At 67.0% G+C, this 14,813-nt stretch carries 14 protein-coding genes; 10 read left to right on the top strand and 4 right to left on the bottom strand.

The annotated features are described in order from the left end of the window. Positions 1–167 precede the first annotated feature (167 nt). From ppsA to CFB43_RS11285, 3 genes are all read left to right on the top strand, one after another. A complete protein-coding gene (gene ppsA, locus CFB43_RS11295; RefSeq protein WP_089495095.1) occupies positions 168–2,567 on the top strand; it encodes a phosphoenolpyruvate synthase in 2,400 nt (799 codons plus the stop codon). A 253-nt stretch (positions 2,568–2,820) separates the two neighbouring features. Then, the gene (locus tag CFB43_RS11290; protein WP_046545972.1) at positions 2,821–3,255 is read left to right on the top strand and encodes an NfeD family protein; all 435 of its coding nucleotides are present in this window, start codon (positions 2,821–2,823) and stop codon (positions 3,253–3,255) included. 33 nt (positions 3,256–3,288) lie between these two features. Then, complete coding sequence (locus tag CFB43_RS11285; RefSeq protein ID WP_089495094.1) at positions 3,289–4,224, top strand: SPFH domain-containing protein; 936 nt, start codon at positions 3,289–3,291, stop codon at positions 4,222–4,224. A gap of 243 nt (positions 4,225–4,467) precedes the next feature. Here CFB43_RS11285 and smpB read toward each other — a convergent pair whose 3' ends face one another. Beyond that, positions 4,468–4,914 carry an SsrA-binding protein SmpB gene (gene smpB / locus CFB43_RS11280; RefSeq protein ID WP_039342760.1) on the bottom strand — a complete coding sequence of 149 codons (447 nt, stop codon included), beginning with the start codon at positions 4,912–4,914 and terminating at the stop codon, positions 4,468–4,470. 98 nt (positions 4,915–5,012) lie between these two features. Between smpB and CFB43_RS11275 the strand changes: the two genes are divergently transcribed. Continuing rightward, the gene (locus CFB43_RS11275; RefSeq protein ID WP_043190873.1) at positions 5,013–5,450 is read left to right on the top strand and encodes a type II toxin-antitoxin system RatA family toxin; all 438 of its coding nucleotides are present in this window, start codon (positions 5,013–5,015) and stop codon (positions 5,448–5,450) included. Positions 5,451–5,454: 4 nt separating this feature from the next. Beyond that, positions 5,455–5,778 carry an RnfH family protein gene (locus CFB43_RS11270; protein WP_089495093.1) on the top strand — a complete coding sequence of 108 codons (324 nt, stop codon included), beginning with the start codon at positions 5,455–5,457 and terminating at the stop codon, positions 5,776–5,778. Between the two features lie 54 nt (positions 5,779–5,832). On the opposite strand, the gene CFB43_RS11265 is transcribed toward CFB43_RS11270, so the two are convergent. From CFB43_RS11265 to CFB43_RS11255, 3 genes are all read right to left on the bottom strand, one after another. Further along, the gene (locus tag CFB43_RS11265; RefSeq protein ID WP_089495309.1) at positions 5,833–6,816 is read right to left on the bottom strand and encodes a DMT family transporter; all 984 of its coding nucleotides are present in this window, start codon (positions 6,814–6,816) and stop codon (positions 5,833–5,835) included. A 136-nt stretch (positions 6,817–6,952) separates the two neighbouring features. After that, positions 6,953–7,639, bottom strand: coding sequence for a Vgb family protein (locus CFB43_RS11260; protein ID WP_089495308.1), 687 nt, complete (start codon positions 7,637–7,639; stop codon positions 6,953–6,955). 31 nt (positions 7,640–7,670) lie between these two features. Continuing rightward, a complete protein-coding gene (locus CFB43_RS11255) occupies positions 7,671–8,891 on the bottom strand; it encodes a helix-turn-helix domain-containing protein (protein WP_089495092.1) in 1,221 nt (406 codons plus the stop codon). A gap of 114 nt (positions 8,892–9,005) precedes the next feature. Here CFB43_RS11255 and CFB43_RS11250 point away from each other — a divergent pair, with 114 nt between their 5' ends. The 5 genes from CFB43_RS11250 to guaA all read left to right on the top strand — a co-directional run bounded on the left by CFB43_RS11250 (position 9,006) and on the right by guaA (position 14,703). Next, positions 9,006–9,770: a DUF899 domain-containing protein gene (locus tag CFB43_RS11250; RefSeq protein ID WP_089495091.1), complete on the top strand. Its 765-nt coding sequence runs from the start codon at positions 9,006–9,008 to the stop codon at positions 9,768–9,770. A 28-nt stretch (positions 9,771–9,798) separates the two neighbouring features. Further along, entirely contained in the window at positions 9,799–10,605 is an 807-nt protein-coding gene (locus CFB43_RS11245) for a DUF2182 domain-containing protein (RefSeq protein ID WP_089495090.1), read from the top strand. Between the two features lie 277 nt (positions 10,606–10,882). After that, positions 10,883–12,343 carry an IMP dehydrogenase gene (gene guaB, locus CFB43_RS11240; RefSeq protein ID WP_011352433.1) on the top strand — a complete coding sequence of 487 codons (1,461 nt, stop codon included), beginning with the start codon at positions 10,883–10,885 and terminating at the stop codon, positions 12,341–12,343. Between the two features lie 6 nt (positions 12,344–12,349). Next, positions 12,350–12,967: a hypothetical protein gene (locus CFB43_RS11235; protein WP_089495089.1), complete on the top strand. Its 618-nt coding sequence runs from the start codon at positions 12,350–12,352 to the stop codon at positions 12,965–12,967. 116 nt (positions 12,968–13,083) lie between these two features. Then, positions 13,084–14,703, top strand: a complete 1,620-nt coding sequence (guaA, locus tag CFB43_RS11230; RefSeq protein ID WP_089431228.1) for a glutamine-hydrolyzing GMP synthase — start codon at positions 13,084–13,086, stop codon at positions 14,701–14,703. Positions 14,704–14,813: the final 110 nt, after the last annotated feature.

The following is a 14,813-nucleotide window of genomic DNA, read 5'->3' as shown; positions in this document are numbered from 1 at the left end:
AAAATATCGCTCTTCTGCCGGGATTTTTGCAAATCGGGTCGGAAGATCATCCGCCGCTGCGATTGTTTCTCCAACAGGTTGCGCAAGACGCGCCGCGCCTTTTTGCAAGCGCCCGCGTCCAAGCCCACTTGCGCAATCGAGCATTTTTTTCACACTTAGGGGCTTGTATGACTAACGCAGCAAACGTCGCAAAGGACCAGGCGTATGTAATTCCGTTCGAGCAGTTGCGGATGACCGATGTGGAGATCGTCGGCGGCAAGAATGCGTCGCTGGGCGAAATGATCAGCCAGCTTTCCGAAGCAGGCGTTCGCGTACCCACCGGTTTCGCCACGACCGCGCTCGCGTTCCGCGATTTCCTCAAGCACAACGACCTTACCGACCGCATCGCCAAGCGTCTCGAGTCGCTCGACATCGACGACGTGAAGGCGCTCGCCGAAGCCGGTGCCGAAATCCGCAAGTGGATCGTCGATGCGCCGATGCAGGCACGTCTCGAGCAGGAAATCCGTGAGCAGTTCGAAACCCTGAAGAACAGCTCGCCGGGCGAGCTGTCGTTCGCCGTGCGTTCGTCCGCGACCGCGGAAGACCTGCCCGACGCATCGTTCGCCGGCCAGCAGGAGTCGTACCTGAACGTCGTCGGCATCGACGACGTGCTCGACCGCATGAAGCACGTGTTCGCGTCGCTGTACAACGACCGCGCGATCTCGTACCGCGTGCACAAGGGCTTCACGCACGCGGAAGTCGCCCTGTCGGCCGGCGTGCAGCGCATGGTCCGCTCGGACGTCGGCGCGGCCGGCGTGATGTTCACGATCGACACCGAATCGGGCTTCAAGGACGCCGTGTTCATCACGTCGAGCTACGGCCTGGGCGAAACCGTCGTGCAGGGCGCGGTGAACCCGGACGAGTTCTATGTGTTCAAGACGACGCTCGCACAGGACAAGTACCCGATCATCCGCCGCTCGATCGGCTCGAAGCTGATCAAGATGGAATTCACGCAGCCGGGCGAGCCGGGTCGCGTGAAGACGGTCGACGTGCCGCACGAGCAGCGCAACCGCTACTCGATCACCGACGAAGACGTGATCGAGCTGGCGAAGTACGCGGTCATCATCGAGAAGCACTACCAGCGTCCGATGGACATCGAGTGGGGCAAGGACGGCCGCGACGGCAAGATTTTCATCCTGCAGGCACGTCCGGAAACCGTGAAGAGCCAGGCGACCGGCAAGGCCGAGCAGCGCTTCAAGCTGAAGGGCCAGTCGCAGGTGCTGGCGACGGGCCGTGCGATCGGCCAGAAGATCGGTGCGGGCCCCGTGCGCGTGATCCAGGATCCGTCGGAAATGGAACGCGTGCAGCCGGGCGACGTGCTGGTGGCCGACATGACCGACCCGAACTGGGAGCCGGTGATGAAGCGTGCAGCCGCGATCGTCACGAACCGTGGCGGCCGGACCTGCCACGCGGCGATCATCGCGCGTGAACTCGGCGTGCCGGCAGTCGTCGGCTGCGGCGACGCGACCGACATCCTGAAGGACGGCGCGCTCGTCACCGTGTCGTGCGCGGAAGGCGACGAAGGCAAGATCTACGACGGCCTGCTCGAGACGGAAGTCACGGAAGTGCAGCGCGGCGAACTGCCGGAAATCCCGGTCAAGATCATGATGAACGTCGGCAACCCGCAGCTCGCGTTCGACTTCTCGCAGCTGCCGAACGGCGGCGTGGGTCTCGCGCGTCTCGAGTTCATCATCAACAACAACATCGGCGTTCACCCGAAGGCGATCCTCGAGTACCCGAACATCGACCAGGACCTGAAGAAGGCCGTCGAGAGCGTCGCGCGCGGTCACGCATCGCCGCGTCAGTTCTACGTCGACAAGCTGACGGAAGGTGTCGCGACGATCGCGGCGGCGTTCTATCCGAAGCCCGTGATCGTGCGTCTGTCCGACTTCAAGTCGAACGAGTACAAGAAGCTGATCGGCGGTTCGCGTTACGAGCCGGACGAGGAAAACCCGATGCTGGGCTTCCGCGGTGCGTCGCGTTACATCGCTGAAGACTTCGCGCAGGCGTTCGAGATGGAGTGCCGTGCACTGAAGCGCGTGCGCGACGAGATGGGCCTGACCAACGTCGAGATCATGGTGCCGTTCGTGCGTACCGTGAAGCAGGCGGAGCGCGTCGTCGGCCTGCTCGAGAAGTTCGGCCTGAAGCGCGGCGAAAACGGCCTGCGCCTCGTGATGATGTGCGAAGTCCCGACCAACGCGATCCTCGCCGAAGACTTCCTGCAGTTCTTCGACGGCTTCTCGATCGGCTCGAACGACCTCACGCAGCTCACGCTCGGCCTCGACCGCGACTCGGGCATGGAACTGCTGGCTGTCGACTTCGACGAACGCGACCCGGCCGTCAAGTTCCTGCTGAAGCGCGCGATCGATACCTGCCGCAAGATGGGCAAGTACGTCGGCATCTGCGGCCAGGGCCCGTCCGATCACCCGGACTTCGCGCAATGGCTGACGGACGAAGGCATCGTGTCGATCTCGCTGAACCCCGACACGATCATCGATACGTGGCAGGCGCTCGCCAACCGGAAGTAACGGTCGGTAACGTGCCATCGACGAAGGAGCGGCGCTGCTGCTCCTTCACTGAAGGCAAATTGCAAGGTTCATGCTATAAACACCCCGGTAGATACCGGGGTGTTTTTGTTTGTCGGTACGAAGCGGGCTGCCCCAGGCCTGCCGAACGCCCGCCCGGGAGTCACGAACAAATCGATCCGGAACAGCGCTTCAGCGCGTATTCTGGTTCCATGCCACGCAAGTAAGCGCGGGAGATGTTTTTCTGGAGACCACAATGATGTCGGGGCATCTGTTCTGGTGGGTCGCGGTGGGCGTGCTGGTCGTGGCCGAGTTGCTGACAGGTACGTTCTACCTGCTGATGATCGCGCTCGGTTTTCTCGCGGGCGGGCTGCTGCAGCTGGCCGGTTTCGCGCCGCACGTGCAGTTCGGTGCGGCGGCCGTGGTCGCGATCGTCGCGATGGTCGTGTTGCGGCGTTCGGGGCTCGGCCGCAAGCAGAAGCGCGACACGTCGACGAATCCCGACGTCAATCTCGATATCGGCGCGACCGTCACGGTCGACGCGTGGCGTGACGGCCGCGCGCGCGTGCAGTATCGCGGCGCCGACTGGGACGTCGAGCTCGAGAACGGCGAGCGCGACGACGCGCACGTGTACCAGGTGAGTGCCGTGCGCGGCAATTGTCTCGTGGTCGTGGCGAAACCCGCGGGCTGATCGTCCGCCGATACAACAAGGAGGGAATATTTCATGGATTCGCTGATCATCTGGGTTGTCCTGCTCGTCATCGCGATCGTGATCGTGTCGAAGACGGTGAAGATCGTGCCGCAGCAGCATGCGTGGGTGCTCGAACGCTTCGGGCGCTATCACGCGACGCTGTCGCCCGGCCTGAATATCGTGCTGCCGTTCGTCGATCGCATCGCATACCGGCACGTGCTGAAGGAAATCCCGCTCGACGTGCCGAGCCAAGTCTGTATCACGCGCGACAACACGCAGCTGCAGGTCGACGGCGTGCTGTACTTCCAGGTGACCGATCCGATGAAGGCGTCGTACGGGTCGAGCAACTTCGTGCTCGCGATCACGCAGCTCGCGCAAACGACGTTGCGCTCGGTGGTCGGCAAGCTCGAACTCGACAAGACGTTCGAGGAGCGCGACTTCATCAACCACAACATCGTGTCGGCGCTCGATCAGGCCGCGGCGAACTGGGGGGTGAAGGTCCTGCGCTACGAGATCAAGGATTTGACGCCGCCGAAGGAAATCCTGCACGCGATGCAGGCGCAGATCACCGCGGAGCGTGAAAAGCGTGCGCTGATCGCCGCATCCGAAGGCCGCAAGCAGGAGCAGATCAACCTCGCGTCGGGCGCGCGCGAAGCGGCGATCCAGAAATCCGAAGGCGAGCGGCAGGCCGCGATCAACCAGGCGCAGGGCGAGGCCGCCGCGATTCTGGCGGTGGCCGAGGCGAACGCGCAGGCGATCCAGAAGATCGCGAACGCGATGCAATCGCAGGGCGGGATGGACGCGGTGAACCTGAAGGTGGCCGAGCAGTATGTCAGCGCATTCTCGAATCTCGCGAAGCAGGGCAACACGCTGATCGTGCCATCGAACCTGTCGGATCTCGGCTCGGCGATCTCGTCGGCGCTGACGATCGTCAAGAGCGCGGGGGGCGCGTCGGGCGGGAAGGCCTGAGTCCGGATTGGCGCGGGGCGCCGGTGGCCGCCGCGTGTGATCGACGTGCGGCGAATCGTCGCGCAGCCGGAGGCGGATGATGCCCATGCGGTGCCGTCGTCGGTGCCTTTGTACAGCCGAAACCGGCGGCGTGGCGTGCCGAGTGTCGCTTGCGTGGGCGGCGCGCCCGATTTACCTGGCACCCAAGCAACACGGCCCGCTTCGAGCGGGCCGTGTCGTGTGTGATGCGTGTTGTCGCGCAGGTCAGGTGCCGGCGCGCATGATGCGGGCCTTTTCGCGTTCCCAGTCGCGCTTCTTCTCGGTTTCGCGCTTGTCGTGCAGCTTCTTGCCCTTCGCGAGCGCGATGTCGCACTTCACGCGACCGCCCTTGTAGTGGAAGTTCAGCGGCACGAGCGTGTAGCCGCGCTGCTCGACCTTGCCGATCAGTTTCTTGATTTCCTCGCGGTGCAGCAGCAGCTTGCGCGTGCGAACCGGGTCGGGCGTGATGTGGGTCGAAGCCTCGGGCAGCGGGCTGATATGGGTACCGATCAGGAAGATCTCGGCGTGCTTGATCACGACGTAACCTTCCCGGATCTGGCCGCGCCCGGCGCGCAGCGCCTTGACTTCCCAGCCCTCGAGCACGAGCCCCGCCTCGTAGCGTTCCTCGATGTGGTAATCGAAGTGCGCTTTCCTGTTGTCGATGATGCTCATGAAAGGATCGGGCCAACTCGTTTAAAATCACGATTTTAGCAAAGCGGGGCGGGAATCGCCCGGCTTGCGTTCTCACCTTGAGCGATGCCGCGCGATTTATGGCAGATGTCCAGAAAACCGTATTGATCCGTCACTCGGCGGAACAGATGTTCGACCTCGTCACCGACGTGGCCGACTACCCCAATTTCCTGCCCTGGTGCGGCGGTGTCGAGATTCGCCGTCAGGACGAGAGCGGGATGGAAGCGCGCATCGACATCAACTTCAAGGGCATCAAGCAGCATTTCGCGACGCGCAACACGCAGCAGCGCCCGACGCGGATCGACATGGAGTTCACGGACGGCCCGTTCAAGAAGTTCACGGGCGCGTGGCGCTTCACGGCACTGCGTGCCGATGCCTGCAAGATCGAATTCGCGCTGCACTACGAGTTCTCGAGCATCCTGCTCGAGAAGATCATCGGGCCCGTGTTCAGCCATATCGCGAACACGTTCGTCGATTCGTTCGTGAAGCGCGCCGACCAGCGCTACGGGAAGGGGTGACGCGATGCTGTCGATCGAAGTCTGCTACGCGCTGCCGGATCGCCAGACGCTGATTCCGCTGTCGCTGCCCGAAGGGGCGACCGTTCGTTCGGCGATCGATGCGAGCGGCGTGCTCGCGATGCACCCGGAAATCGATCTCGCGAACGCGAAGACGGGCGTGTACGGCAGGCTTGCGCCGCTCGACGCACCGCTTGCCGACCACGACCGCGTCGAGATCTACCGCCCGTTGATCGTCGATCCGAAGCTCGCGCGCCAGCGCCGCGTCGACAAGTCGCGCCGCGCCGGCTCCATCGAGGGCCGCAAGTGGATGCACAAGGATTCGCGCTGACGCCGGCCGTTCCACGCCTTTCGTCCCGATTCGTCTGATCAAACGCCGTGGCGCTCAGTGGGCCGCGGCGTTTGCGTTTGCCGGCGCGCTTTCCGACGTATCGCCGCCGGCGGGCGTGTCGCCGTGCTGCCGCACCGATCCGTAGACGCCCGCGAGCAGCAGCACCAGCGCGGCGATCTCGAGTGCATGCGGCATCCGCTGGTCGTACACGAACGCGTAAAGCATCGCGAACACGGTTTCGAACACGATCAGCTGGCCCGACAGCGTGAGCGGCAGCCGCTTCGACGCGGCGTTCCACAGCCCGTTGCCGAGCCACGACGCGCCGATCGCGAGCACCAGGTTCAGCAGCCAGAACAGTTGCCAGCGCGACGCCGGGACCGCTGCTTGTACGGTGCCGGCCGGGAGCGCGAGGATCGCGATCCAGACGAGCCCGCCGATCAGGCCCGTCACGACACCCCACAGCACCGACCACTCGTTGCCGCCGAAATGATGATGGCGCTGCAGATAGCGTGCGTTCGCGACCGCATACCAGGTCCAGCTCGCGAGCGCGCCGGCCGCGCAGGTCATGCCCGCGAGCTTCTGGCCGAGGGTCGTCGCATGCGCGGCCTCGGAGGTGAACAGGTCGACGTTGATGCAGACGATGCCCGCGATCACCAGCGCGAGCGGGGCCGCGAGCCGCCGCAGCGGCACGGCGCCGTGGTCGCCGAGGCCCGCGAGCGTGACCGTGACGGGCAGCACGCCGACGATCAGCGAACTGGGCGCGATGCCGATCAGATGCACGGCGCCGGACAGCAGCATGTAGTACGCGACGTTGCCGACGACGGCGAGCCTGACCAGCGCGACGAGATCCTCGCGGGTCAGTCGCGCGAGCAGCGAGCGGGCCGCCGGCAGCGCGGCCGCCAGCGACACGAGGCCGTACATCGCGTAGCGGCCGGCGCTCAGCAGCAGCGGCGAGAAGTCGGTCAGCAGCCGAGGAACGAGAAACACCATGCCCCACAGGGCACCTGCCAACACACCATAGACCACACCGCGCTGCATCGACCGCTCCGAACACATGACTGACGAGCGCGCATCGTAGCGACGCGGCTGCCACGTCGTCTTGTTCATTCCTGCACTCGGCACAGGGCGGCGCGCAGGCGTGCTGCGCCCGGGAGCGATCACGACGGGCTGCGGATCATTCGTCAGCCGAATCGGGCGGTGCGCCCGCGTTGTGGCCCGACGCCCCGGCCCGCGCGGGCCGACGTACGGCGCGCAGCGTTCCGCTGTTGCCGCCGCCGCAGTAGAAGCGGTCGTGGCCGTCGGATTCGAGCCCCGATACGCCGACGCCCGTCGGCATGTCGATCTGCTCGAGTACCTGGCCGGTGCGCGGATCGATATGCCGCAGGTCGGCCTGGTCGGCTTCCCAGGTGCCGTGCCACAGCTCGCCGTCGACCCACGTCACGCCGGTGACGAAGCGGTTCGATTCGATCGTGCGCAGCACGGCGCCCGTTTGCGGGTCCACCTGATGAATCTTGCGTTCGCGGTACTGGCCGACCCACAGCGCGCCTTCGGCCCAGGCCAGCCCGGAATCGCCGCCTTTGCCGGGAGCGGGGATCGTCGCGAGCACGCGGCCCGATTCGGGATCGATCTTCTCGATGCGATCTTCGACGATCTGGTACAGGTGGCGGCCGTCGAACGCCGTGCCCGCATGCGCGGCAACGTCGAGCGAGCGGACGGTCGTGCCGCGTTCCGGGTCGAGCGCATTCAGCTTGTCGCCGGACGCGTACCACACGTACTGCCCGTCGTACGTGACGCCGTGTACGCCGTCGACGCCCGGAAACGGGCCGTATTCGCGAAGGATGTCTGCTCGGGAGCGTTTCATGTTCGTTACCTCGTCGTTCGATGCGGTCATCCTAATCGGCCGGCAGCGGGGCAGGGAGTAACAAGGTCGTCGCGAAACCGGGCAATGGCGGCGTCATCCAGCGGCGCGCGCGGCCGCGGCCGAGCGCCTGGACCTTGTCGGCTTCGGCGAGTGCGTCGAGCGCGCGCTGCACGGTGCGCTGGCTTGCGCCGAGGGCCAGCGCCAGCGCGGAGCTCGACCACGCTTCGCCATCGGCGAGGAGCGCGAGCACGGCCGCGTGGCGATCGTCGACCGGGCGCGCCAGCACGACGGTCTCGCGTATGCCGAGCGGTTCGAGCGCGAAGCCGCGCGGGGTGGCGACGACGTTCGCGAGCGGCCGCAGCACCGCGCGCAGCCGGCCGATCTCGACACGCAGGCGTGCGCGATGCGATTCGTCAGCGTGTTTCGCGCGGAATGCGACGGCAACGAGCGCGTTGCGCGACACGTCGGCCGGCCAGGCCTCGCCGAGCGCGCGGGCAAGCACGAACAGCACGGGCCGCCGCGCAAGCGACACGGTCGTGCGCGCGTCGCGCACCGTGTGGCGGCACGCATCGACGACGAGCGCGTTCGACGCGAACAGTGTTTCGACTTCGTCGAGTTGCACGAGCCGCGATGTACCGCGCGCGATGAGGCGCGCGGCCGGGGCGTCGAGCACGCGTGCCGCGGCCTCGACCTCGGCCGTCAGCGCGGCGATGCCCGCGTCGCGGGCGGCTGCGCGCGCACGGGCAAGCGCTGCGCGGGCTGCGTGCGTGCGGATGCGGCGCATCGCAATGCCGGCCGCGATCAGCTCATGGGCGGCGCGCGATGTAGCCGGCAGCGGCGCGGGATCGAGATTCGCGAGCATCCGCTCGGCATCGTCGAGCTGGCCGATCAGCAGCAGCCGGCGCACGCCGAGATAGTGCGCATGCGCGGCGTTCGCGCGGTCGCCGTGCGCGTCGAGCGTCGCGCATGCGGCATCGAGCGCGCGCGTCGGCCAGCGCAGGTCGCGCGACGCGAGCGCGATCTCCGCTTCCGCGACGACGCAGCGCGCACGCGCCACGGCCTCCCTGGCGCCGAACGCACGCGCGGCGCCGCGCACGAGTGCGCGAGCCCGTTCGAAATCGCCGAGCTGCGCCATCGCGATCCCGCGCAGCGCGAGCGCCGGCGCATCGTCGCGCAGCGCGACGCGGTTCAGCGCGCCGAGCGCGTCACCGGCCGCGAGCGCGCGCGCGGCCGCGGTGATCAGCGAATCCATCCGAATCCCGACACACTTGTCACTCCCTCCGGTCCGATGCCCGCCCCTAATCTAGCACCACGCACACGGCACCGGACGCCGTGCCCGGATACCCATCGGAAGGAGGAACCCGCCATGACGACTCATCTCACCGGAACCCGCGACGAATGGCTGGCCGAACGCCGCGCGCTGCTCGACGCGGAAAAGGCGCTGACGCGGCAAAGCGACGAACTCGCGCGGCGGCGCCAGGCACTGCCCTGGGTGCGCGTCGACAAGACCTACCGGTTCGACACCGAAGACGGGCGGGCAACGCTCGACGACCTGTTTCGCGGCCGTTCGCAACTGCTCGTCTATCACTTCATGTTCGGCCCCGACTACCAGGCCGGCTGCCCGTCGTGTTCGTCGGTCGCCGACGGTTTCGACGGCTTCGCCGTGCACCTGGCGAACCACGACGTGACGCTCGCCGCCGTGTCGCGCGCGCCGCTCGCGAAGCTGCTCGCGTACCGCCAGCGGATGGGGTGGCACTTCCCGTGGGCGTCGTCGGTCGGCAGCGATTTCAACTTCGACTTCAACGTGTCGTTTACCGAAACGCAGCAGCGCGCGGGCGACGTCGAGTACAACTACGCGCGGGCCGGCCACGCGATGGACATGGATCCGCCGCCGGCACCCGTCGTGGCATTCGCGGCGACCTGCGGTACCGACGCGCTCACGTATTCGCTCGACCGGCCGGGGATGAGCGCGTTCGTGCGCGAGGACGGTGCGGTTTATCACACGTATTCGACCTATGCGCGCGGCCTCGACGGGCTGTGGGGGATGTACCAGTGGCTCGATCGCGCGCCGCACGGGCGCAACGAGACCGGCCCGTGGTGGCGCCGTCATGACGAGTACGCACGCGGCTGAGCGCGCCGGCGACGGGCGGAGGCGGGCGATGACTCGGCCTGCCGCAGGCGTCGCGGGCCCCGATCCGCGGGCCTTCGCGGTGGCGCTCGCGGCCGTGTTCGCCGTTGCCGTTGTTGCGACCGTGATGCAGCACGCGTCGATGGCCGCGATAGGCGGCGCACCAATGTCCGGCGGCTGGATGACGCCGGCGGCATGGCAGCGGCCGTGCGGATGGGGCGCCGGCCGCGCGTTCGAGGCGTTCGCCGGCATGTGGGGCGCGATGACGGCGACGATGATGCTGCCCGTGCTCGCGCCGGTGCTGTGGCGATACCGGCAGGGCGCCGGGCCGCTGGCGGCGGCGCGTTCGACCTGGCTCGTCGCCGTGGTGGGCGCCGGGTATTTCGCCGTGTGGATGGCAGTCGGCGTGCTCGTGTTTCCGGCTGGCGCCGCGCTGACGAGCGCCGCTGCACGGCTGCCGGCGCTCGCTCGCGCCATGCCGTTCGTGGCCGGCACGGTCGTATTGGCCGCGGGCGTCCTGCAATTCTCCGGATGGAAGACGCGCCGGCTGACGTGCTGCCGGCACGCGGCGACCGGCGTGCATCCACCGCACGCAGAGGCCGGTGCGGCATGGCGGCACGGGGTGCAAGCCGCCATCCGATGCGGGGCGTGTTGCGGGAACCTGATGGCGGTCGCGCTGGCGGCCGGCATGATGGATCTGCGCGTGATGGGGGGCGTGACGGTTGCGATCGCCGCCGAGCGCCTGGCGCCGGCCGGCGGGCGGGTTGCGCGGATCGTCGGCTGCGTCGTGGTCGGCGGTGGCATGGTGATGATCGTCCGCGCGGCCGGGCTGCTATGAGGCCGGACGGCAGGCCCGTCCGGCCCATTGCCGGGCCGGGCTTCATCGTCGCCGCCGCCGCCGCGTGGCCCGTCCGCAACAGGCGGATAGGCCGTTTCGCGGCCGGCTGCGCGAATGGCTCGATGCGGCGGTGAAACGAAAGGCGATCGAAAACGAACCGAACGGCGATCCGAACGATTCGGCCCCCGAACGGCCGAAACCGGCTAAGCCGTTGTTCGTGTTGTGAAAATTCGCAGCGCTTCGCGTATAATTCGCTTTTGCGCCCATAGGATTTGCCATGCGTCTGATCCAAAAAGCACTCACTTTCGATGACGTGCTCCTCGTTCCCGCCTTCTCCGACGTTCTCCCGCGCGACACCAGCCTCAAGACCAAGCTGACCCGCAACATCTCCCTGAACATGCCGCTCGTGTCCGCCGCGATGGACACGGTCACCGAAGGTCGCCTTGCGATCGCGATGGCCCAGCAGGGTGGCGTCGGTATCGTCCACAAGAACCTCACGCCGGCCGAACAAGCCCGCGAGGTCGCGAAGGTCAAGCGTTTCGAATCGGGCGTCGTCCGCGATCCGATCACGGTGCCGCCGCAAATGAAGGTGCGCGACGTGATCGCGCTGTCGCGCCAGCATGGCATCTCGGGCTTCCCGGTCGTCGAAGGCCCGCAGCTCGTCGGCATCGTCACGAACCGCGACCTGCGTTTCGAAACCCGCCTCGACGAGCCGGTCAAGTCGATCATGACGCCGCGCGAGCGCCTCGTCACGGTCAAGGAAGGCACGCCGCTCGCCGAAGCGAAGGCGCTGATGCACAGCCACCGCCTCGAGCGCGTGCTGGTCGTCAACGACGCGTTCGAACTGCGCGGCCTGATGACCGTCAAGGACATCACGAAGCAGACCGAGCACCCGGACGCGTGCAAGGACGAACACGGCAAGCTGCGCGCAGGCGCGGCGGTCGGCGTCGGTCCCGACAACGAAGAGCGTGTCGAGCTGCTGGTGCAGGCCGGCGTCGACGTGATCGTCGTCGATACCGCGCACGGCCACAGCAAGGGCGTGCTCGAGCGCGTTCGCTGGGTCAAGCAGAACTTCCCGCACGTCGAAGTGATCGGCGGCAACATCGCGACGGCCGCCGCCGCGAAGGCGCTCGTCGAATACGGCGCGGATGCGGTCAAGGTCGGTATCGGCCCGGGCTCGATCTGCACGACGCGGATCGTCGCCGGTGTCGGCGTGCCGCAGATCAGCGCGATCGCGAACGTCGCGGAAGCGCTGAAGGGCACGGGCGTGCCGTGCATCGCCGACGGCGGCGTGCGCTTCTCGGGCGACGTGTCGAAGGCCCTCGCGGCCGGCGCGAACGCGGTGATGATGGGCAGCATGTTCGCGGGCACCGAAGAGGCGCCGGGCGACGTGTTCCTGTACCAGGGGCGCCAGTACAAGTCGTATCGCGGCATGGGTTCGGTCGGTGCGATGAAGGACGGCGCGGCAGACCGCTACTTCCAGGACAACTCGGCGAACATCGACAAGCTCGTGCCGGAAGGCATCGAAGGCCGTGTCGCGTACAAGGGCTCGGTCAACGCGATCCTGTTCCAGCTGGTCGGCGGCGTGCGCGCGAGCATGGGCTACTGCGGCTGCAAGACGATCGACGAGCTGCACGACAAGGCCGAATTCGTCCAGATCACCGCGGCGGGCATGCGCGAGTCGCACGTGCACGACGTGCAGATCACGAAGGAAGCGCCGAACTACCACGTGGACTGATTGCCGATGAAACCGCTGCTGCGAGCCGTGCTGATCATCGATGCCGTCCTGCTGCTGGCGTTCGGCGTGCTGTTCGTGCTGACGCCCTGGCGGTCGCTCTTCAACGCGCTGCAGCTTGCGAACGTCCAGCCGGCGATGCTCGGCCAGGCGCTCGGCATCGCGTTGCTCGGGCTCGCGTGGCTCGCGTTTCATGCAGCGTTCAACGGGGATCTCACGGCGCCGGTCGCGCGTTCGGTCGGCCATGTGTATTGGCTGACCGGCGCGCTGACGATCGTCTGGTCGATCGGCACCGGCAGCGGTCCCGCGCTCGCGGCCGCCGGCCGCGTGCTGTCGGCCGTGGCCGGCGTCGCGCTGATCGTGCTCGGCCTCGGCGGCGTGCGGCTCGCGTCGGCTGTGCGCCGGCGCGAAAAAGAGCAGGCGCGGGAGCAGGCGCTCGAGGCGCGCGCGCCTGCGCAGCGTCCGGCCGAGCCGGCGACGGCACCCGCGTCGTCGCCTGCACCGCAGCGTGTCGAACCCGTCGTCAGCCGTCCCGCAGCGTCCGCTGCATCGTCGTCACCGGCCGCATCCGGCCCATCGTCGTCCGGCACCGTCGCACTCGACGAGCGCCCGCCGATGCAGGATTGACCGGCCATGCGTCGCGCGTGCTGCCTTCCGCCCGACGCCGCTGTCCATGCTATTGACGCAGCGCATGATGAAAATGATGCGCTGCTTTTCTTATTCTCTTCATCCCGTCCGCAGCCATGCACGACAAAATCCTGATTCTCGACTTCGGTTCGCAAGTCACCCAACTGATTGCGCGACGCGTGCGCGAAGCGCACGTCTACTGCGAAATCCATCCGAACGATGTGTCCGACGACTTCGTCCGCGAGTTCGCGCCGAAGGCGGTGATCCTGTCGGGCAGCCACGCGAGCACGTACGAAGACCATCAGCTGCGCGCGCCGCAGGCCGTGTGGGATCTCGGCGTGCCGGTGCTCGGCATTTGCTACGGCATGCAGACGATGGCCGTGCAGCTCGGCGGCAAGGTCGAGTGGAGCGATCACCGCGAATTCGGTTACGCGGAAATGCGCGCACACGGCCACACGCGCCTGCTCGACGGCATCGAGGACTTCAAGACGGACGAAGGCCACGGGATGCTGAAGGTCTGGATGAGCCACGGCGACAAGGTTGCCGAGCTGCCGCCGGGCTTCGCGCTGATGGCGTCGACGCCGAGCTGCCCGATCGCCGGCATGGCCGACGAGGCGCGCGGCTACTACGCGGTGCAGTTCCATCCGGAAGTCACGCACACGGTGAAGGGCCGCCAGATCATCGAACGCTTCGTGCTGCAGATCGCCGGTGCGAAGCCCGACTGGATCATGAGCAACCACATCGAGGAAGCCGTCGCGAAGATCCGCGAGCAGGTCGGTGACGAGGAAGTGATTCTCGGCCTGTCGGGCGGTGTCGATTCGAGCGTCGCGGCCGCGCTGATCCATCGCGCGATCGGCGACCAGCTCACCTGCGTGTTCGTCGACCACGGCCTGCTGCGCCTGAACGAAGGCAAGATGGTGCTCGACATGTTCGAGGGCCGCCTGCATGCGAAGGTCGTGCACGTCGACGCGTCCGAACAGTTCCTCGGCCACCTGGCCGGCGTGACCGATCCGGAAGCGAAGCGCAAGATCATCGGCCGCGAGTTCGTCGAGGTGTTCCAGGCCGAGGCGCAGAAGCTGTCGAAGGCGAAGTGGCTCGCGCAGGGCACGATCTACCCGGACGTGGTCGAATCGGGCGGCACGAAGACGAAGAAGGCGACGACGATCAAGAGCCACCACAACGTCGGCGGCCTGCCGGAAACGCTCGGCCTGAAGCTGCTCGAGCCGCTGCGCGACCTGTTCAAGGACGAAGTGCGCGAACTGGGCGTTGCGCTCGGCCTGCCGCCGGAAATGGTGTACCGCCATCCGTTCCCGGGCCCGGGCCTCGGCGTGCGGATTCTCGGCGAAGTGAAGCGCGAGTTCGCGGACCTGCTGCGCCGCGCGGACGCGATCTTCATCGAGGAACTGCGTAACACGACCGCGACCGCGCAGGATGCGGCCGCCGGCCTGTGCGGCGAAGCCGATGTCGGCAAGAGCTGGTACGACCTGACGAGCCAGGCGTTCGCGGTGTTCCTGCCGGTGAAGTCGGTGGGCGTGATGGGCGATGGCCGCACGTACGACTACGTGACGTCGCTGCGCGCGGTGCAGACGACCGACTTCATGACCGCGCACTGGGCGCACCTGCCGTACGCGCTGCTCGGCCGCGCGTCGAACCGGATCATCAACGAGGTGCGCGGGATCAACCGGGTCGTGTACGACATCTCGGGCAAGCCGCCGGCGACGATCGAGTGGGAATGAATTGACGTCCTTCGACGATTATCGCCAGCCATCGAAAAACTGCCGTAACGTTTTGACTTTCAAATCAATACGTCGCGGAGTCTATCGGTGGCTACCGCCGGCCTGCAAAA

This window comes from Burkholderia sp. AU15512, assembly GCF_002223325.1.
Classification (GTDB): Bacteria; Pseudomonadota; Gammaproteobacteria; order Burkholderiales; family Burkholderiaceae; genus Burkholderia.
Note: the sequence above shows the minus strand (reverse complement) of the source record. Positions and strands in the feature narration are given on the sequence as shown.

Excerpts from the sequence above, each read along its gene's own strand:
- ppsA (WP_089495095.1), top strand. The coding sequence starts at position 168 with ATGACTAACGCAGCAAACGTCGCAAAGGACCAGGCGTATGTAATTCCG.
- CFB43_RS11290 (WP_046545972.1), top strand. The coding sequence starts at position 2,821 with ATGATGTCGGGGCATCTGTTCTGGTGGGTCGCGGTGGGCGTGCTGGTC.
- CFB43_RS11285 (WP_089495094.1), top strand. The coding sequence starts at position 3,289 with ATGGATTCGCTGATCATCTGGGTTGTCCTGCTCGTCATCGCGATCGTG.
- smpB (WP_039342760.1), bottom strand. The coding sequence starts at position 4,914 with ATGAGCATCATCGACAACAGGAAAGCGCACTTCGATTACCACATCGAG.
- CFB43_RS11275 (WP_043190873.1), top strand. The coding sequence starts at position 5,013 with ATGGCAGATGTCCAGAAAACCGTATTGATCCGTCACTCGGCGGAACAG.
- CFB43_RS11270 (WP_089495093.1), top strand. The coding sequence starts at position 5,455 with ATGCTGTCGATCGAAGTCTGCTACGCGCTGCCGGATCGCCAGACGCTG.
- CFB43_RS11265 (WP_089495309.1), bottom strand. The coding sequence starts at position 6,816 with ATGCAGCGCGGTGTGGTCTATGGTGTGTTGGCAGGTGCCCTGTGGGGC.
- CFB43_RS11260 (WP_089495308.1), bottom strand. The coding sequence starts at position 7,639 with ATGAAACGCTCCCGAGCAGACATCCTTCGCGAATACGGCCCGTTTCCG.
- CFB43_RS11255 (WP_089495092.1), bottom strand. The coding sequence starts at position 8,891 with ATGGATTCGCTGATCACCGCGGCCGCGCGCGCGCTCGCGGCCGGTGAC.
- CFB43_RS11250 (WP_089495091.1), top strand. The coding sequence starts at position 9,006 with ATGACGACTCATCTCACCGGAACCCGCGACGAATGGCTGGCCGAACGC.
- CFB43_RS11245 (WP_089495090.1), top strand. The coding sequence starts at position 9,799 with ATGACTCGGCCTGCCGCAGGCGTCGCGGGCCCCGATCCGCGGGCCTTC.
- guaB (WP_011352433.1), top strand. The coding sequence starts at position 10,883 with ATGCGTCTGATCCAAAAAGCACTCACTTTCGATGACGTGCTCCTCGTT.
- CFB43_RS11235 (WP_089495089.1), top strand. The coding sequence starts at position 12,350 with ATGAAACCGCTGCTGCGAGCCGTGCTGATCATCGATGCCGTCCTGCTG.
- guaA (WP_089431228.1), top strand. The coding sequence starts at position 13,084 with ATGCACGACAAAATCCTGATTCTCGACTTCGGTTCGCAAGTCACCCAA.